The organism is Castellaniella sp., assembly GCF_004321985.1.
Classification (GTDB): Bacteria; Pseudomonadota; Gammaproteobacteria; order Burkholderiales; family Burkholderiaceae_B; genus Castellaniella.
Genome location: NZ_SCQN01000010.1, coordinates 79,536 through 96,475, shown reverse-complemented (window position 1 = coordinate 96,475; position 16,940 = coordinate 79,536). Strand labels below are relative to the sequence as shown.

Below are 16,940 nucleotides of genomic sequence, written 5' to 3'. Positions count from 1 at the left end.
TTATCATGCGCGCGACAGGCTTTGGTGGGAATCGTCCGGTCCGATCTGGTGAGTTGTCTGCACAAGCCGGGCAGGCCATGGTCGAAGGCCTGGTCGTGGCGGGTGTGCTAGGTAGTCTGGTGGCCGCTGTTCTATGGCTGGGCGGCCTGCAGGACGTCGGGCTGCAGCTTCAGCACGCCAGCCGGCGCGTGGCCTTCGGCCATGCACATCAGGGGCTGAGGTCCGACCGGTTCTCGATGGGCGTGGACGGCTATCTGGCGTCGGCCGGCCACGAATGGCGGATGCGCCGGGGAGATGAATTGGTTCGATCCCGGGATCCGGGCCAGGCCGGCCTGGATGGGGAATCTCCGGTCCGGGTTGGCCTGGAACGCCTGGCGCTTGAGCCGACTCGGCAGCCCGGCGATGGGGTTGCCGGGGCATCACGTTGGCGGGCCCAGTTGCGGTTGGGGGACGCCAATGTCTGGCGGGCGAGCGTCAGCGCCGATACTGGGTCCGGCCGGACGGTCGGGGGTGCGCTGCACGACTTTGATCGGCTGGGCCTGGGGTTGCGTCGCCACACGGCTATCCTCTCGGGTACCGGGGCAGCGAGTGATGACCCAACTGTTCAGCGAAACCTGTCAGATAGCGAGCAGGCCTGGGGCCGGCTGGCAGACGTGTCCCGGCGTGAAGGCCTGGCAGTTGAACAGCGCGTACAGGCGCTGGATGGGGCCTGGGGCCGGGCGCTGCCCAATTGGGACTGGCTGGGTGCGTGGGCCGGTGAGGTCCCGTTTGGTCACCTGCAGCCGTGGAGAAAGCCATGACCATCGACAGCCTGTTGGTTCGTGCCTCTTGGTGGCAAATGTCCGATGCGCGGCTGGCCGCAGGCCTTCTTGGCCTTTTGCTGGCTGTGTCCTTGCCGGCAGCCGCCTGGAATCTGGGTGAGCAGATTGCCGAGCCTGCCTGGGCCTGGACCAGCCCTCAGGAATTTGATCTTCCTGGTGTGCGGGTTAGGGTTCAGCACTTCGATGCTGCAGAGGACCCCACCCAGGCGGCCAGGCGCCTGATTTCACGGTCGCCGGATCGTTTTGCGAGGCTGCAATTCACCGGCCCTTCCCTGAGGCTGTCGGGAATGGCTGCCGGCGCACACTGGCTGGCTGACCTGACGAAGACGTCCACGGGGACCAGTGGCGTCATCTCCAGTCTGACGCCTCGAAATGATGTGCGTGGCGTCAGCCACTTCGATGCCTCCTCTCTGGTTCCCTGTCGCTCGGCTCCGGTGATCAGCATGTCCTTACGGGTTCCGATCCCAGCGTCCATCGTGCGCATCGAATGTCCCGGAGCGGAACGTCAGGTCCTGGATCAGCTTCGGAATCGCCTGCGCTTGGCACGCTGGGATCCCGCCGACGGGGGCATGCCGGTTTCCGGACCGTTGGCGCGTGACTGGCGGCATGCTTCAGGTGCGGCACTGTCGGTGCTGTCCGAAGTCCGATCTTCCGGGGTCGTGCTGACCTTGTGGCATCGTGAATCGGAGCCTCGATCATGAGAGCACTCTCATTTCGGATGCCTCGCAGTGCCGTTCTGGCTGGCCTGGCCGTCTCGGCTGGGGTGCTGGCTGCCGGGGCATTGGCGTTGCACCTGCAGGCGCGAGAGCGGGAGCTGGCCGCCCAGGCGCAGGTACCCATGGTCGAACGGATTGTCGCAGCGCGGGATCTGCCAGCCGGCACCCGTCTGATTTCCGATCATCTGGCGGTGCGCAGCTTTCCGGCGCGGTGGGTGGGCAGCGACACGCTGCCGGTCGTGCGGCATGGCGAGCTCGAAGGGTTGGTCCTGACCACCTCCTTGCGGGCTGGCGATGCAGTGTTGCCGGTGCATGCGCTGCGGCCCCAATCGGCTTTCTCGACTCAGCTCGCGCCGGGGCGCAGAGCCATCACCTTGCCGGTCGACCAGGTGAACTCTTTGTCGGGCTTGCTGCAACCGGGCGATCTGATCGATCTGTATGTCTCCTTCGATCATCAACGCAAGCGGCTGACGGCGCCTTTGCTGCAAGGCATGCTGGTACTGGCGACGGGGCGTGAAACGCGGATGGCCGAGTCCGATGGTCAGGGCTATTCCACAGTGACGCTGGATGCCGGACCCGAGGACGTCGTCAAGCTGGTGGCTGCCCGCCAGGGCGGTACGCTGACGGCGATTCTGCGGCACCCCGACGATGCGCAGCCCGATCGGCGGGCCATGCGCGGTGACCTGGCCGCACTGCTCGGACTGTCCACGCCGGCTCCGCCGGTGAATCGGCGTCCGGTCATCCTGTATGGCGCTTCAGGCGCTCGCTCGGTCCCATCGACCGCTGGTCAGCCCGGAGCAGTGCGCCTGCCCAGCGGGTGGTTTGATCTTCCTGGCGTCACGGCAGGAGTGCTGTCGGCCGTGCCGGCCCCGGACACCCCGATTCTGGTTCCGGACCTCGACGCTTCGGCGCCTTCCCCGACGTTTTTCGGGGGAGCGGAATGACTCCAATACGCGTGCACGCCTTTGTGGCCTTGTTCAGTCGTTGCTTGCTGTCCGGGCCAGGCCTGCTGGTTCGGGCGGCTGCCTTGGGCCTCGCGGTCGGTCTGTCCCCACTATGGGCTGCGCCGGTGCCTCCAGAGACACCGCTTCTTCTGCAGGTCGGCGATGTGCGTGTGCTCGGCATTCCAGGCGTGGCGCGCGTGGCTGTGGGCGATGGCAAGATCCTGAATGCGGTGAGCACGGATGATCGTGAGGTCATCGTGTTCGCCAGACAGGCAGGCTCCAGTACGCTGCAGGCCTGGACGTCGGATGGTCATCAGCATCGCTACGTGGTCGAAGTGTCGCCCGAAGGCACGCGTCAGCTGCATGAGGAATTGCGGACGGTGCTGGAGCGGATCCCTGGTGTGCGGGTGAGTTCGCTGGGCGACAAGCTGCTGGTCGAAGGTGATGATCTTTCTGACGGCGACCGGCAGCGGCTGACCGAACTTGGCCGGCGCTATCCCCAGCTTCTGGATTTCACCGGGACCGTCGGTTGGGATCAGATGGTGTTGCTGGACGTTCAGGTGGTGGAGCTTCCCACGACGCTGTTGCGCGAATTGGGCGTCCGCTGGTCGCCCGCGACGGCCGGCGGGCTGTCGGCGGGTGTTGGTTGGGATGCCGGTTCCCGCCGTTTTGCGGATCGCCCGGGCGAGACCGTGTTGCCGCTGGCGTTTCCGGCCGTGCCGGTTGCTGGCTATTTCGGGGTGAACGCGCTTCTGTCGGCTCAGATCAACCTGCTGGCGCAGGAGGGGCGGGCCGTGGTGCTTGCGCAGCCGCAGCTCCTCGCGCGCAGCGGCGCCACCGCCGAGTTTTTGGCCGGCGGCGAGGTGCCTTATGCGACCACTGATCGCAACGGCAATACGCAGACCTCGTTCAAGCCGTACGGTGTGTCGCTGCGGATCACGCCGTCCGTGGAGCGCAGCGGCGCCGTTCGGTCCCGGATCGAAGTCGAGGTCAGCTCGGTTGACCCGTCCTTGTCGGTACCCGGCGGGCCATCCCTGAAGACACGTCGTACGGCGACGGAGTTCAACGTACGGTCGGGCCAGACGCTGGCGCTGGCGGGGTTTCTGTCGCGCGACATTGCAAACAATGTGGACCGGGTGCCTGGGTTGGGCGATCTGCCAATCCTGGGGGCGCTGTTCCGATCCGCGCGCTTTCAGCGCAACGAAACTGAACTGGTGGTGCTGGTCACGCCCGTGCTGGCCAGTGCTGATCAGGCCAGCCTGCGAGCGCGGGTCGATCGTACCCGATCGGTCCTGCAGGATGCCTTTCCCGCTCCGCCACAGATCGTCAATCCACTCCAATCGGGACTGCCGGCGCCGATCTCGGGGAGCGGCAAAGGCTGGAACCCTCGCGCTGGAGGCACTGGATCGCAATGGCGTGGTTCAACTCAGGAGAGATCTCATGATCCGTGAAGCAACCCCCCAGCGTTCCTCGTCGCCAGCGTGCGTGGAGCTTGCACTGGCCTTCGAAGACGGCCGCCAGCGGCGCGCGCACCATGAATTGCCGCTGCTCATCGGCCGCGATGCGTCATGTGGCCTTCCCCTGCGAAGTTGGCGGGTGGCGCGCCATCACGCCCGCCTGGGGTGGCGCCAGGACGGTGTGTGGGTGGAGGATCTGGGGGCGTTGACGGGCACCTCGGTCAACGGGCAGCGGGTGGCTTCCTACGGACCGCTGCGGCCGCACGATGAACTCGTCATCGGGCCGTGCCTGGTGCGGGTATTGTCGGCGGATCTGTTGCTGGAGCGGGAGGCAGCTGAGCCGGTGGCCGCCGCCGCTGTCGGGCCGCGCGCGCCGGGTCCGGTTTCCGACGTGATTCCCTGGGTGGTCCATGAGCCTGGGCTACCGGTCGCTGGGGTGCCGCCTCCGGCCTGGAATGCTCATCGCAGGCGGTTGCACGATGGGCTGATCGCAGCGCTGCAACTTCGCAGGCAGGATATCGGCCACATGAGCGACGCAGCCCTTCGGGCCGAGGCTTCGGTCGTGCTGCAGCAATTGATTGCGGCCGAGCCTGGGCTCGATGGCGTGTCGGATCCGGCCGCACTGGTGGCCGATCTGGTCAATGAAGCCGTTGGGCTGGGCCCGCTGGAGCCTTTGCTTGAAGACCCTGGGGTAACCGAAATCATGGTCAATCGCCACGACGAGATTTTCGTCGAACGCGCTGGTCGGCTGGCTCCGGCAGGCACCACGTTCAGCAGCGAGCAGGCTGTTCTGGGCGTGATTGATCGGATCGTGGCACCCCTGGGCCGGCGGATCGATGACGGAGCACCGATGGTGGATGCTCGGCTCCCTGACGGTTCGCGGGTCAATGCCGTGATTGCGCCCATCGCACTGCGGGGTGCGAGCTTGACCATCCGCAAGTTCCCCGCCAAGCGCCTGAATCTGGGGGATCTGCTGAAGACGGGGGCCTTGGATCGCCCCATGGCGCAGTTTCTGACGCACTGCGTGCAGCATCGCAGAAACCTGGTTGTCTCCGGGGGGACGGGTTCCGGCAAGACCAGCCTCCTGAATGTCCTCTCCAATGCCATTCCGTCCGGTGAGCGCATCATCACGATCGAGGACGCTGCCGAATTGCGCCTGAACCATGCGCATCTGGTGAGCCTAGAAGCCCGCCCGGCCAATCTGGAGGGGCGCGGACGGGTCGAGATCCGCGACTTGGTGCGCAATGCGCTACGCATGCGCCCCGATCGCATCGTGGTGGGTGAGTGCCGAGGTGGTGAAGCATTCGACATGCTCGCCGCCATGAATACGGGACATGAAGGCTCTCTGACCACCCTGCATGCCAATAGCCCGCGCGATGCGCTTTCCCGGCTCGAGACCATGATCCTGATGGCGGGAATGGATCTTCCGCTCCAGGCCGTGCGTGAGCATATCGCCGCCAGCGTGGATTTCATCGTGCAATTGGTCCGCGTGGCGGATGGACGACGGATGGTCAGCGCCATTGTCGAAGTCACGGGTCTGGAGGGAGGGCGAATCCAGATGCAGGAGCTTTTTGTCGGCGAATCGGGCCCGCCCGCCGTGTTCACCGGTTGCGGGTTGCTGCCCGGAGGCTTCTCCGGGGCGGCGGTGCCGGACATGGCCTGGTTCGTGCAGCGCACGGTCAGCGAGGGTCAGGCGGCCCTCCCGGCAGAGGCGGAGGATGGGACATGTGGCTGACGATGGCGGTTCTGTCCTTTGCGATCGCCGTTTCGCTGGGTGCGTGGCTGGCGCTGGGGCGTATGTGGCGGGCCTGGGTGGTGTTCGATGACCAGGTACGGCGTGACGCCCGGCATACGCTCGAGGCCTCGTTCCTGTTTCTGGACGAGGGGCGGATCTGGGTGGCGGCCTGGGTGGCCGGCACGGCTGTGGTTCTGGTGATTCTCTGGCTGGGGGGCAGCGGATGGCTGGCACTGCCAGTGCTGGGCGGGCTGCTGGCGTTTCCCAGGTTCGCATTGCGGATCCTCCGTCGGCGCCGCGAGCACCGGTTCGACGCTCAGCTTCCGGATCTGGTGCAGGCACTGGCGGGTGCGTTGAGGGCGGGGGCAGGGGTGCAGCCAGCCCTGCAGCATATCGTGGCACAGTCGCTGCCGCCGCTGTCGCAGGAATTTGGCCTGATGCTGCGCGAGCAGCGCCTGGGGCTGGGGTTCCAGGATGCGCTGCAGAAGCTGCGGGAACGGGTGCCGACCGAGTCCTGCGGGCTGGTGGTCTCAGCGCTGTCCATCGCAGCCCAGACCGGCGGGAGTCTCGCCGATACCCTGGAAGGCATCGCTCAGACGTTGCGGGCCCGCCAGCATTGGTTGGGCCGGGTGCAGGCGCTGACGGCCCAGGGCCGCATGCAGAGTCACATCATGGCCGGCCTGCCGATCCTGCTGCTGTTCGTGCTTTCCCGCCTGGAGCCCGAGGCCATGGACAAGCTTTGGTCCACGGCTCTGGGATGGGTGGTATTGCTCGGCATCCTCGTGCTCGAATGCCTCGGGACGCTCTGGATCCGGCGCATCGTTGCTGTCGAAGTCTGAAGCCGGGTCGCCCTGAAACCGGGGTGGCCGCCATCGGGAGGACCGTTCATGCTCTGGTTGGGTCTGGCTGCTGCGGCATTATCTGTCGCGTTGCTGCTCTGGCTTCTGGGACATCCCTGGGCCGCCCATCCGCGCGGCGGCGATGCTGGGCCGGACGGCCAAAAGCCGCCGTTCTGGTGGCCCTGGGTGCGTGCTCTGACCCCGGTATGCATCCCGTTCGTGACCTGGCCCATGCGCCGCATGTTCGAGCGCTGGCAGCCGCGTGCCGGTCTGGGCGCCCGATGGGATATCGGAGAATGGTTTGCCGCCCGGCTGCTCCTGGCGAGCATCGGCGCCTTGCTGCTGGCTGGCACTGGTCTCATCCTGGAGCTGTCGTCATCCTGGCTGCTGATCGCTGGCGCGGCCGGCGGTCTCCTGGGTTACGCCTGGCCGGCGTGCTGGCTCAGGCGGGCAGCCTCGCGCCGTCGGTTGATCATGATGCGCGAGCTGCCGTTTCTGCTGGACCTGCTCACCCTGTGCGTCGAAGCCGGCCTGAGCCTGCCCTCGGCTTTGCAGCAGGTGGCGCACCATGCGCCGGCGGGGCCTCTGCGCAGCAGTCTCAGCGAAGCCGCTGCGCTCGAGCGTACCGGGATGGCCCGTCCACAGTGGCTGGCCCAGTGGTCCGAGTCCACGGACGTGCCCGGCGTGCGCAGCCTGGTGCTGACGCTGGCGCAGGCCGACCGCCTGGGCATGAGCCTGGGCCCCTTGCTGCGGGCCCAGGCGGCACAGCAACGTAGCGAACGATTTCTACGTGCTGAAAAGCAGGCGCTGGAGGCGCCGGTGCGCATGCTGTTTCCCATGGTGTTGTGCATCTTTCCCTGCACATTCCTGGTCATCGGATTCCCCGTGGCCATGAAGCTGCTGCAGTCGGGGTTGTCGTGACGGTCGGCGGCCTGCGGATCCGGGTTGCGTGGACTTTCAGGCAGCGCCTGCTGGGCGTGCGCGCCTGGGACGACTGGCACACCCGATCGTGGGCGCTGTGGCTACCCCGCTGCCGCGCCGTGCACACCCTGGGACTGGACCAGGCCATCGACGTGGTGTTTGTCTCCCGTATCGGTGAACCCGTGCGCGTGGTCCCCTGTCTGGCGCCACGTCGGGTTTGTGTGTGCCCGCGGGCCTGGGGAGTGCTCGAATTGCCGGCCGGCTATTGCCGCTCGCCGGGTTGGTCTGCGGTGCTGTCTGGGGCCTGAGGGGCCCTGAAGATCGTCGTGTAGATGGGGTAGAAGCTGCAGTACAGCAGGGCAGTGATGAGAATATCCACCGGCAGTGCGATCCAGCCCAGCGTGGCCCCCGCAACGCCCGCGGCGGCCAGTTGTTCGATCAACCAGTGAAAACCGAAATAGAGCGCTGCCCAACTGGCGACGTAGGTCACGATGGGCAGCTTGTTGCGCCAGCAGGCGACCATGGAATAGAACAGGGCCCGCCGCAGTGGTAGCCGGTGCCAGCCCACGAGCGCCGGGGTATGCCAGAACAGCGCCGAAATGACGACGTAGAACAGGCCGAAGACGATCAGCGGGCCGGTCATGGCCTGCGAAAGGGCGGCATAATCCGGCTTGTCCGCCTGGCTCTCCAGCGTCGCCAGCAGCTGCGACCAGAACAGCATCGTGGCGATGGCGGCGGCCGTGAACGTGGCGCCCAGATAGGCCAGCCCCAACCTGAGCAGCGGGCGCGCGACGCCGGTGCCCTTGATCGGCTGCAGCCACAGGCTGGGCAGCATGCGGACGTTGTGCTCCAGATTGCGGCAGGCGCATAGCGTCAGGAAGGTCAGCAGCGGCGTGAGCGCCACCAAGGCGACCTGTCCCAGGATCGGGATCAGCGACCCGATGTTGATGAGGAAGCTGGTGGTGACGCTCCAGAACAGCATGGCCATGGGCTGGCGCCGGAACAGGGCATAGCCCTGGAGGATCCAGCCCCAGCCCGCGCTCATCGGCAATGTGGTGGCTTGCATCTTGGTCAGTGAGGCAGGACGGGTGCGGGCTGCGTGCTGCGCAACCTGAGGATGCGCTCGAAGTGGCGCGGGTCGTGGGGTTTCAGCGTCTGGGCGGGACGTGGCAAATGAAAGTCATAGAGGCGCGAGATCCAGAAGCGTAGCGCGGCCGCGCGCAGCATCGCGGGCCAGATGGCTCGTTCATCGTCCGTGAAGGGGCGTACGTCGTGATAAGCCTGGAGCCAAGCGTCCAGCCGCTTGTGGATGAAGGCGCCCGAACTGCGCTGAATGCACCAGTCGTTGACGCTGACTGCAACATCGAACAGCCAGAAGTCCCAACCAGCGAAGTAGAAATCGATGAAGCCGCCCATGTGAGGCGATTCGAAGGTGCCGTCGAAGAGCACGTTGTCCCGGAATAGGTCGCAGTGTGACGGCCCGAATGGCAGCGCTGCCGTGTGCCCCTGGGCAGCCAGCTCGGTCTGTTCCGCGAGGCTGCGTGTCAGCAGCGTTGCCTGGCCTTCGTCCAGAAAGGGATAAAGGGCGGGTGCCGTGGATTGCCACCAGGACAGGCCGCGCAGGTTGGGCTGGCGGATCGTGAAGTCGCGCGCGGCCAGATGCACCTGTGCCAGCGTGCGCCCGGCGAGCATGCAGTGTGCCGGGCCCGGCTCGGGCTCGTAGCCGCCCGACAGGCGCGTGACGATGGCGGCGGGTTTGCCGTTGAGCGAGGTCAGGCGGGTGCCGTCCTTCAGCGTCTGCGGCTGTGGCACGGGGACGCCGTGCGAGGCCAGGTGATGCATCAGCTCGATGTAGAACGGCAGCTGGCCCGCGTTCAGAACCTCGAACAGCGTGAGCACGTAGTGCCCTCGGGTCGTGTCCAGGAAGTAGTTGGTGTTCTCGATGCCGGCCGTGATGCCCCTCAGCGTGATGAGTTCGCCCAGGTCATAGCGTTGCAGCAGGGTGCAGGCATCGTCATCTGAGACGGAGGTGAATACGGCCATGGGAGCGTCAGACGGCCGAGCGGGCCAGGCGGAAATGGGTCAACAGGGGATTTTAGACTAAATGGAATCGGCACCGGCAGGCGCCAGGGGCCGAATCACAGCAGGACCCCACGCGCCATTCGTTAAAATGGCGTTTCGCTATGGAATTTCATCATGCCTCAGTCTTCGCCTTGGCGGCTGTGCGTGGCGCCCATGATCGATGTCACGGACCGTCACTGCCGCTATTTTCACCGCCTGCTGGCGCCATCCGCGCGCCTCTATACCGAGATGATCACCACGGGAGCGTTACTGCATGGTGATGTGGCGCGCCATCTGGACTTTGATGCGACTGAACATCCGGTGGCGCTGCAATTGGGCGGCAGCGACCCCGGCGACCTGGCCCAGTGCGCCCGCATGGGGCGGCGCTGGGGCTATGACGAGATCAATCTGAATTGCGGCTGCCCGTCCGACCGGGTGCAGAAAGGCGCCTTCGGGGCCTGCCTGATGGCTGAACCGGTGCTGGTGGCCGACTGCGTGCGGGCGATGCAGGATGCGGTCGATGTCCCGGTGACGGTCAAGCACCGCCTGGGGCTGGACCATGACGAATCCTATGATTTCGTCCGCGATTTTGTCGGCACCCTCTACGAGGCCGGCTGCCGCGTCTTCATTGCCCACGCGCGCAACGCCGTGCTGAAGGGCCTTTCGCCCAAAGAGAACCGCCAGGTTCCGCCGCTGCGTCACGCTGACGTGCAGCGGCTGAAGCGAGACTTCCCGGATGCCGTGATCGTGCTCAATGGGGGGTTGACGGACGTTGCTGATTGCCGCCGCTGGATGCAGGCCCTGGATGGAATCATGCTGGGCCGCGCCGCCTGGCATCACCCCGATCTGCTGGCTGAACTGGACCAGGGGCCCGATTCGGGTGTCGGCAGAACCGACGAGGCTGTTCTGGATGCTTTTTTGGAGTATGTCCGGCGCCAGCATGCGGCCGGCGTCCCGCTGCATATCCTGGTGCGCGGCATTCTGGGGTGGCGGGCTGGACGCCCCGGTGCGCGGCAGTGGCGGCGCCTGCTGTCGGACCCGCAGTCGTTGAAGGCGCGCGGACCAGATATCCTGCGGGACGCGTGGGCAGCAGCCCTGCCGGCGTGAACGGGCAGCTGCAGCCAGGCGCGGCCCGCCCCCGGTGGGATCAGCCCTTGCGGGCGGGTTCCGACACGTCCGATGGCCAATCCCGGATGTAGGCCTTCAGCATGTCGTTCTCGAATTGCTGCGCCTCGACGATGGCGCGTGCCATGTCGTAGAACGAGATCACGCCCATCAACGTCGGACCGTCCATGACCGGAATGTAGCGCGCGTGCTTGTCCAGCATCAGCCGCTGGACTTCGTCGGCGTCCGTGTTGGGGGTCACGCTGACGGGGGCGTCATCCATGATGCTGCGCACCGTGAAGTCTCCCGACTGGCCGCTGTGCGCATCCAGGTGATTCATGATTTCACGGAAGGTCAGCATTCCGACGAGCTGTCCGTGTTCCATGATGACCAGCGAGCCGATATCGAGCTGGCTCATGGAGGCGATGGCATCACGTACCATCATGTCAGGGGTTCCGGTATAGAGCGTGTGCCCCTTTACACGCAGGATTTCGTTGACTTTCAGCATCGTGAGCACCTCTGACGCGACAATGCGCCTAGTTTTGTCTATTGTGCATCATCCTCCAGGGGGGAGGAAGCGTCGGAATCGAAAAGTGCCTGCAGCATCGGCGGGGTGCCGTTGAGCGTGTCGGCCAGCGCCTTGGCGATGGCGGGCGTCAACTCCGGCTGCGTGCGGTCGATGAGCAGCCTGTCGGTCAGCGCGCCCGTGTCCGTCGTGGATGGGTCACACGCCAGCACCCAGTGTTCGCCTTCGGGTGTAGGAACCACATAGCCCAGTTCACGCAGCGCCGCCAGAATGTCGTGCAGCAGATCCGGATGCACGCGCAGGTGCCGGGCCATGAAGGTCAGGCTACGACCGGGTGGGCGGTTGTTCCGGGCGCGCCCCAGGATGTTCAGGACCCGTAGCGCGTCGGTAATCTGTTCGCCGGCCCGCCGCTGCAGCGTCCAGCGGTGCAGGCGGAGCGCTGGCAGCAGCGAGGCTACGGTGGCCCCCATGAGCACGACCAGCCACGAGAAGTAGATCCAGAGCAGGAAGATCGGCAGCGTTGCGAAGGCGCCGTAGATGACCGTGTACGAGGGAAAACGCGTCAGGTACCAGGTGAATGCGCCTTTCATGATCGTCAGGACCAGAGCTGTGCCCAGACCGCCCATCAAGGCGTCGCGCCACATCACCCGGCAGTTGGGCACGAACACGAAAAGTGCGGTGAATCCCAGCACCGACACCACAAACGGCACGAGGCTCAGCAGCAGCCCCAGCCATTCCGGCAAGGTTCCGATGTAACCCAGAGATTCGCGGGCGAGGATCGAACTGGCCCACAGGCTTGCTCCCATCAGGATGGGGCCCAGCGAAATGATGGCCCAATACACCAGCAGCCGTTGCCGCAACGGGCGCTGACGCGCCACGTTCCAGATTTCGTTGAACGCTGCGTCGATCGTCATGATGAGCAGGATGGAAGTGATGACCAGGAAGGCGCCGCCGACCGCTGTCAGCCCGGAGGCTTGGGCTGCGAACTGGTTCAGGTAGCGCATGATGGTGTCGGACACCGACGGCGGCAGCAGGCTTTCGCTCAGGAAGGTCTCCAGCGCCCGATGGAACTGGCCGAACAGCGGAAAGGCCGTGAATAGGGCCAGCACGACAGCCAGCAACGGCACGATGGCCAACACGGTGGTGAAGGTGAGGCTGGAAGCCACCCGGGTGAGCTTGCGGCGGCCCGCAAAGTCCAGCGTGAAGCGCAGGACGTCCAGCGCGCGGGCGCGGCGCGCGGCGGCGGCGGATTCGGCGGAGGAGGGCTGGCCTTGTTGCATGACCATTTCCGGTCGGGGTTTCGAGTCATAATATCAGCATGGAAGCAAAACTCAGCCGTGGCTGGCACCTGCTGGCGGCCGGCAGCCTGATTGGTCTCTTTGTCTTGTGTGTGGGGTGGGAGCTCTGGTGGGCACCCGTACGCCCAGGGGGGTCCCTGCTGGCGTTGAAGGCTTTGCCGCTGCTGTTTGCGCTGCGCGGCGTCCTGAAGGGCAGCCTGTATACCCTGCAGTGGACGGCGATGCTCAGTCTGCTTTACCTGATGGAAGGCGTGGTGCGGGCGTGGTCCGATCTCTCCACGGTTTCTGCGGCGCTGGCTGGAGTGGAGATCGTTCTGTCTCTGGGTCTGTACCTGGGTGCCGTCCTTTATGTGCGTCCGGCCAAGCGGGCAGCCAAGCAGGCGGTGACACGGGCGGCGCGGCATGGCTGATCTATTTCGCAGCGCCCAGGTTGGTTGCACGTTTGCCGGTCTTCCACTGGGCTTCCATGCCCAGGTCACGCCGCGCCCGCTGACGGCGCCGCGTCTGTTGCACGCGAATCCGCGGGTTGCCGCACTTTTGGGGCTGGATCCGGCCGACTGCGCCAGCGCGGACTTTTTGGCGCTTTGCTCGGGGGCCAGCCGCCTGGCGGACGACATCCAGCCATTGGCGACTGTCTACAGTGGCAATCAGTTCGGCGTCTGGGCAGGACAGCTGGGCGACGGGCGCGCACACCTACTGGGCGATGTGTCGGCGGCCAGCGGCACCTGGGAGATCCAGCTCAAGGGCTCCGGCCGCACGCCTTATTCCCGCATGGGCGATGGGTGGGCGGTGCTGCGTTCCAGCATTCGCGAATACCTGGCCAGCGAGGCCATGGTCGGGCTGGGCATCCCGACGAGCCAGGCGCTCGCCCTGGTCTCCTCGGATGATCGTGTCCTGCGTGAAACGCCCGAGACGGCAGCGATGGTGACGCGGGTCGCTCCATCGTTCATCCGTTTCGGGCATTTCGAGCACTGGGCGCAGTCTCATCACGAGCAAAAAGCACTGCTGGAATATGTGGTGGACCGTTTCTATCCCGAGTGCTGGGTCGGCGAGGCTGGCGCCCGAGACATCCAGGCCACGGCCATGGCGGTCCTGGCGGAAGTGGTACGGCGTACGGCCAGACTGATCGCACAGTGGCAGCTGGTGGGGTTTTGCCACGGCGTGATGAATACGGACAATATGTCCATCCTGGGCCTGACGCTGGATTACGGTCCATTCGGTTTCATGGACCGGTTCTCGGCCGGCCATGTCTGCAACCATAGCGATACCTATGGGCGCTATGCCTGGAACGCGCAGCCTGGCGTGGCGCGCTGGAATCTGTACCGGCTGGCGGAAAGCCTGCATGTCCTGGGATGCGACATTCCATCGCTGGAATCCTGTCTGCAACCCTTCGAGTCCCAGTTCCTTCAGGCCTACCACGAAGGCCTGGCGCGCAAGTTCGGTTTGTCGGACTGGCGCGAGGGGGACTCGGCCCTGGCCAATGAGTGGTGGACGCTGCTGGAGACACAGCAGGCCGACTTTACGCTGGCTTTCCGGCACCTTGCCCGAGTGCGTGAGGACGCTGGTCCTTGGCTGGCGCTGTTCCGGGACCCCGCTGCGGCGCGCGTCTGGCTGGCGCGATACCGTGACCGGCTGACCGGTGATCCGGCGGACGCGTCGGCCCGTCGACTGGCCATGGATGCGGCCAATCCGCTCTATGTGCTGCGCAATCACCTGGCCCAGGAATCCATCGCCGCCGCCCAGCAGGGGGATGTGTCGGTGCTGAATCGACTGTTCAATGTCCTGCGCGCGCCCTACGAACCACACCCAGATGGCCGGCACTTCGCCGAGCCACCGAAGGCCGACACCCCGGAAGTCGCCGTCAGTTGCTCCTCCTAAAAATGCCATAATGCAGGGGTTTCCGGACTTCCCACTGCAACGACCATGGCTGGCAATTCCCTGGGTACCCTGTTTCGCGTGACCAATTTCGGCGAGTCTCACGGGCCGGCCATCGGCGCGGTGATCGACGGCTGCCCGCCGGGGATGGCGCTTGCCGAGTCGGACATCCAGGCTCAACTCGACCGGCGCCGCCCGGGCACCTCGCGCCATGTGACCCAGCGCCGTGAACCGGATGTGGTCGAGATCCTGTCGGGCGTATTCGAGGGCCAGACTACCGGCACTCCAATCAGTCTGTTGATCCGCAATACGGACGCGCGCAGCCGAGACTATCGAAACATCGCCGAGACCTTCCGGCCGGGGCATGCCGACTACACCTACTGGAAGAAGTACGGCATTCGCGATCCCAGGGGGGGCGGGCGCTCTTCGGCGCGTCTGACAGCTCCGACCGTCGCGGCCGGAGCCATCGCGCGCAAGTGGCTGCAGCAGGAGCATGGCGTCGTCATTCGCGGCTACATGAGTCAGCTGGGTCCCATTCCCATTCCTTTTGAATCCTGGGATGCGGTACCCCAGAATCCGTTCTATGCGCCCAATTCGGGTATCGTGTCGCAGCTCGAGGCGTTCATGGATCAGCTTCGTCACGACGGGGACTCCATCGGGGCCCGTATCGAGGTGGTTGCCGAGGGAGTGCCGGCGGGCTGGGGCGAACCTGTGTACGACCGGCTGGATGCCGATATTGCCCATGCCATGATGGGCCTGAATGCGGTCAAGGGCGTGTCCATCGGTTCGGGGTTCGACTGCATCGCCATGCGGGGCTCGGAGCATGGCGATGAGCTCAGTCCGGACGGTTTCCTGGGCAACCATGCCGGGGGCGTCCTGGGGGGGATCTCCTCCGGGCAGCCGGTCAGGGTTTCGCTGGCCATCAAGCCCACCTCCAGCATCCGGCTTGAGCGCCATTCGGTGAACAAGGCCAATGAGCCTGTCATGGTGCAGACGCTGGGGCGGCATGATCCCTGCGTGGCCATCCGGGCGACACCCATTGCCGAGGCCCTGCTCGCCATCGTGCTCATGGACCATGCCTTGCGCCATCGCGGGCAGTGCGGGACTTGAGGCCTGTTGCTCCTTCAGGCCTGTTACTGCTGATACTAGGATGGCAGCTTGGCTTGTCCGGGCAGATCAGGCTGTCATAATGAATTCGGTGGCCGGATCCGGCCTGATTCATTGTACGAGGTCACGACCATGCCCCAAACCCTGTATGACAAGCTCTGGGATGCCCATGTGGTTCACCAGGGCCCCGACGGCACCTGTCTTTTGTATATCGACCGCCATCTGGTCCACGAAGTGACCAGCCCCCAAGCCTTCGAGGGCCTGCAGCTCGCCGGCCGCAAGCCCTGGCGCATCGCGGCCAACCTGGCGGTGTCCGACCACAATGTCCCCACCACGGACCGGGCGAAAGGCATCAAGGATCCCGTTTCCCGGCTGCAGGTGGACACGCTGGACAAGAACTGTGAAACCTGGGGCATCACGCAGTTCCGCATGAACGATCGGCGCCAGGGCATCGTTCACATCATCGGGCCCGAGCAGGGGGCCACTTTGCCGGGCATGACGGTGGTCTGTGGGGACTCGCATACCAGTACCCACGGCGCCATGGGGGCATTGGCCTTCGGCATCGGGACGTCCGAAGTCGAGCACGTACTCGCGACCCAGACGCTGCTGATGAAGAAAAGTCGCAATATGCTGGTTCGCGTGGAGGGCCAGCTCCCGTTTGGCTGTACCGCCAAGGACCTGATCTTGTATGTGATCGGCCAGATCGGCACGGCGGGTGGCACCGGCCATGCCATCGAATTCGGCGGCAGCGCGGTGCGCGCGCTGTCCATGGAAGGCCGCATGACGATCTGCAATATGGCCATCGAGGCAGGCGCGCGCTCCGGGATGGTGGCGGTGGACCAGACCACCATCGACTACTTCAAGGGCCGCCCCTATGCTCCCGAAGGCGATCTTTGGGATCTCGCTGTGGCCGACTGGAAAACGCTGCACTCGGACGAGGGGGCGCATTTCGACCGGGTCGTCGAGATCGACGCGACCAGGATAGAGCCCCAGGTCAGTTGGGGGACCTCGCCCGAGATGGTCACCACCGTGGGCGGCCGGGTTCCGGATCCGGCTGCCGAGGCCGACGCCGTCCGGCGCAAGGGCATGGAACGTGCGCTGCAATATATGGATCTCAAGCCGGGCACGCCCATGGAGCAAATCCCTGTGGACAAGGTCTTCATCGGATCCTGCACCAATGCCAGAATCGAAGACCTGCGGGCTGCCGCGGCTGTCGCCAAGGGACATAAGGTCGCGAGCAATGTGAAGCTGGCGATGGTGGTGCCCGGATCCGGGTTGGTGAAGTCCCAGGCGGAAAAAGAAGGACTGGACCAGATTTTCCTGGCAGCGGGTTTCGAGTGGCGTGAACCGGGCTGCTCCATGTGTCTGGCCATGAACGCCGACAGGCTGGAGGCCGGCGAACGCTGTGCCTCCACTTCGAACCGTAATTTCGAGGGTCGCCAGGGGCAGGGTGGGCGTACGCATCTGGTGAGCCCGGCCATGGCTGCTGCGGCAGCCGTTGCGGGTCACTTCGTGGACGTGCGTACTTTTCAATAG

General features: G+C 65.4%; 17 protein-coding genes. 13 read left to right on the top strand and 4 right to left on the bottom strand.

The features are described from left to right. Window positions 1–5 precede the first annotated feature (5 nt). From EPN31_RS02280 to EPN31_RS02245, 8 genes are read left to right on the top strand one after another with little or no spacing between them, the layout of a single operon-like run. Window positions 6–800, top strand: a complete 795-nt coding sequence (locus tag EPN31_RS02280; RefSeq protein WP_291768898.1) for a hypothetical protein — start codon at window positions 6–8, stop codon at window positions 798–800. After that, a complete protein-coding gene (locus EPN31_RS02275; protein ID WP_291768895.1) occupies window positions 797–1,522 on the top strand; it encodes a hypothetical protein in 726 nt (241 codons plus the stop codon). Before EPN31_RS02280 ends, EPN31_RS02275 begins: the two co-directional genes overlap by 4 nt. Then, window positions 1,519–2,481, top strand: coding sequence for a Flp pilus assembly protein CpaB (gene cpaB / locus EPN31_RS02270; RefSeq protein WP_291768891.1), 963 nt, complete (start codon window positions 1,519–1,521; stop codon window positions 2,479–2,481). Before EPN31_RS02275 ends, cpaB begins: the two co-directional genes overlap by 4 nt. Beyond that, a complete protein-coding gene (locus EPN31_RS02265; protein WP_291768888.1) occupies window positions 2,478–3,932 on the top strand; it encodes a pilus assembly protein N-terminal domain-containing protein in 1,455 nt (484 codons plus the stop codon). The genes cpaB and EPN31_RS02265 overlap by 4 nt, the downstream gene beginning before the upstream one ends. After that, complete coding sequence (locus EPN31_RS02260; RefSeq protein ID WP_291768885.1) at window positions 3,922–5,673, top strand: ATPase, T2SS/T4P/T4SS family; 1,752 nt, start codon at window positions 3,922–3,924, stop codon at window positions 5,671–5,673. Before EPN31_RS02265 ends, EPN31_RS02260 begins: the two co-directional genes overlap by 11 nt. Further along, window positions 5,664–6,512, top strand: coding sequence for a type II secretion system F family protein (locus tag EPN31_RS02255; protein ID WP_291768883.1), 849 nt, complete (start codon window positions 5,664–5,666; stop codon window positions 6,510–6,512). The genes EPN31_RS02260 and EPN31_RS02255 overlap by 10 nt, the downstream gene beginning before the upstream one ends. A gap of 48 nt (window positions 6,513–6,560) precedes the next feature. Further along, complete coding sequence (locus EPN31_RS02250; RefSeq protein WP_291768880.1) at window positions 6,561–7,433, top strand: type II secretion system F family protein; 873 nt, start codon at window positions 6,561–6,563, stop codon at window positions 7,431–7,433. Further along, entirely contained in the window at window positions 7,430–7,741 is a 312-nt protein-coding gene (locus EPN31_RS02245) for a DUF192 domain-containing protein (RefSeq protein WP_291768877.1), read from the top strand. The genes EPN31_RS02250 and EPN31_RS02245 overlap by 4 nt, the downstream gene beginning before the upstream one ends. On the opposite strand, the gene EPN31_RS02240 is transcribed toward EPN31_RS02245, so the two are convergent. Beyond that, window positions 7,696–8,499 (bottom strand): BPSS1780 family membrane protein, encoded by an 804-nt coding sequence (locus EPN31_RS02240; protein WP_291768874.1) that lies wholly within the window; start codon window positions 8,497–8,499, stop codon window positions 7,696–7,698. The two genes, EPN31_RS02245 and EPN31_RS02240, sit on opposite strands and share 46 nt — an antisense overlap. 5 nt (window positions 8,500–8,504) lie before the next feature. Then, complete coding sequence (locus tag EPN31_RS02235) at window positions 8,505–9,476, bottom strand: homoserine kinase (protein WP_291768871.1); 972 nt, start codon at window positions 9,474–9,476, stop codon at window positions 8,505–8,507. A 192-nt stretch (window positions 9,477–9,668) separates the two neighbouring features. On the opposite strand from EPN31_RS02235, the gene dusA reads away from it, so the two are divergent. After that, entirely contained in the window at window positions 9,669–10,601 is a 933-nt protein-coding gene (gene dusA, locus EPN31_RS02230; protein WP_291768942.1) for a tRNA dihydrouridine(20/20a) synthase DusA, read from the top strand. Between the two features lie 40 nt (window positions 10,602–10,641). Here the strand turns inward: dusA and EPN31_RS02225 are convergent, their stop codons facing one another. Both EPN31_RS02225 and EPN31_RS02220 read right to left on the bottom strand, forming a co-directional pair. After that, window positions 10,642–11,106, bottom strand: coding sequence for a CBS domain-containing protein (locus EPN31_RS02225; protein ID WP_291768869.1), 465 nt, complete (start codon window positions 11,104–11,106; stop codon window positions 10,642–10,644). Window positions 11,107–11,144: 38 nt separating this feature from the next. Continuing rightward, entirely contained in the window at window positions 11,145–12,404 is a 1,260-nt protein-coding gene (locus EPN31_RS02220) for a YihY family inner membrane protein (RefSeq protein WP_291768866.1), read from the bottom strand. A 38-nt stretch (window positions 12,405–12,442) separates the two neighbouring features. Here EPN31_RS02220 and EPN31_RS02215 point away from each other — a divergent pair, with 38 nt between their 5' ends. The 4 genes from EPN31_RS02215 (at window position 12,443) to leuC (ending at window position 16,940) form a co-directional block, all read left to right on the top strand. Beyond that, entirely contained in the window at window positions 12,443–12,832 is a 390-nt protein-coding gene (locus EPN31_RS02215; RefSeq protein WP_291768862.1) for a DUF2069 domain-containing protein, read from the top strand. Then, entirely contained in the window at window positions 12,825–14,300 is a 1,476-nt protein-coding gene (locus EPN31_RS02210) for a YdiU family protein (RefSeq protein ID WP_291768860.1), read from the top strand. Before EPN31_RS02215 ends, EPN31_RS02210 begins: the two co-directional genes overlap by 8 nt. 45 nt (window positions 14,301–14,345) lie before the next feature. Further along, on the top strand, window positions 14,346–15,407 hold the full coding sequence (aroC, locus tag EPN31_RS02205; RefSeq protein ID WP_291768857.1) for a chorismate synthase: 1,062 nt from the start codon (window positions 14,346–14,348) through the stop codon (window positions 15,405–15,407). 129 nt (window positions 15,408–15,536) lie between these two features. After that, entirely contained in the window at window positions 15,537–16,940 is a 1,404-nt protein-coding gene (gene leuC / locus EPN31_RS02200) for a 3-isopropylmalate dehydratase large subunit (protein ID WP_291768854.1), read from the top strand.

Excerpts from the sequence above, each read along its gene's own strand:
- EPN31_RS02280 (WP_291768898.1), top strand. The coding sequence starts at position 6 with ATGCGCGCGACAGGCTTTGGTGGGAATCGTCCGGTCCGATCTGGTGAG.
- EPN31_RS02275 (WP_291768895.1), top strand. The coding sequence starts at position 797 with ATGACCATCGACAGCCTGTTGGTTCGTGCCTCTTGGTGGCAAATGTCC.
- cpaB (WP_291768891.1), top strand. The coding sequence starts at position 1,519 with ATGAGAGCACTCTCATTTCGGATGCCTCGCAGTGCCGTTCTGGCTGGC.
- EPN31_RS02265 (WP_291768888.1), top strand. The coding sequence starts at position 2,478 with ATGACTCCAATACGCGTGCACGCCTTTGTGGCCTTGTTCAGTCGTTGC.
- EPN31_RS02260 (WP_291768885.1), top strand. The coding sequence starts at position 3,922 with ATGATCCGTGAAGCAACCCCCCAGCGTTCCTCGTCGCCAGCGTGCGTG.
- EPN31_RS02255 (WP_291768883.1), top strand. The coding sequence starts at position 5,664 with ATGTGGCTGACGATGGCGGTTCTGTCCTTTGCGATCGCCGTTTCGCTG.
- EPN31_RS02250 (WP_291768880.1), top strand. The coding sequence starts at position 6,561 with ATGCTCTGGTTGGGTCTGGCTGCTGCGGCATTATCTGTCGCGTTGCTG.
- EPN31_RS02240 (WP_291768874.1), bottom strand. The coding sequence starts at position 8,499 with ATGCAAGCCACCACATTGCCGATGAGCGCGGGCTGGGGCTGGATCCTC.
- EPN31_RS02235 (WP_291768871.1), bottom strand. The coding sequence starts at position 9,476 with ATGGCCGTATTCACCTCCGTCTCAGATGACGATGCCTGCACCCTGCTG.
- dusA (WP_291768942.1), top strand. The coding sequence starts at position 9,669 with ATGATCGATGTCACGGACCGTCACTGCCGCTATTTTCACCGCCTGCTG.
- EPN31_RS02225 (WP_291768869.1), bottom strand. The coding sequence starts at position 11,106 with ATGCTGAAAGTCAACGAAATCCTGCGTGTAAAGGGGCACACGCTCTAT.
- EPN31_RS02220 (WP_291768866.1), bottom strand. The coding sequence starts at position 12,404 with ATGCAACAAGGCCAGCCCTCCTCCGCCGAATCCGCCGCCGCCGCGCGC.
- EPN31_RS02215 (WP_291768862.1), top strand. The coding sequence starts at position 12,443 with ATGGAAGCAAAACTCAGCCGTGGCTGGCACCTGCTGGCGGCCGGCAGC.
- EPN31_RS02210 (WP_291768860.1), top strand. The coding sequence starts at position 12,825 with ATGGCTGATCTATTTCGCAGCGCCCAGGTTGGTTGCACGTTTGCCGGT.
- aroC (WP_291768857.1), top strand. The coding sequence starts at position 14,346 with ATGGCTGGCAATTCCCTGGGTACCCTGTTTCGCGTGACCAATTTCGGC.
- leuC (WP_291768854.1), top strand. The coding sequence starts at position 15,537 with ATGCCCCAAACCCTGTATGACAAGCTCTGGGATGCCCATGTGGTTCAC.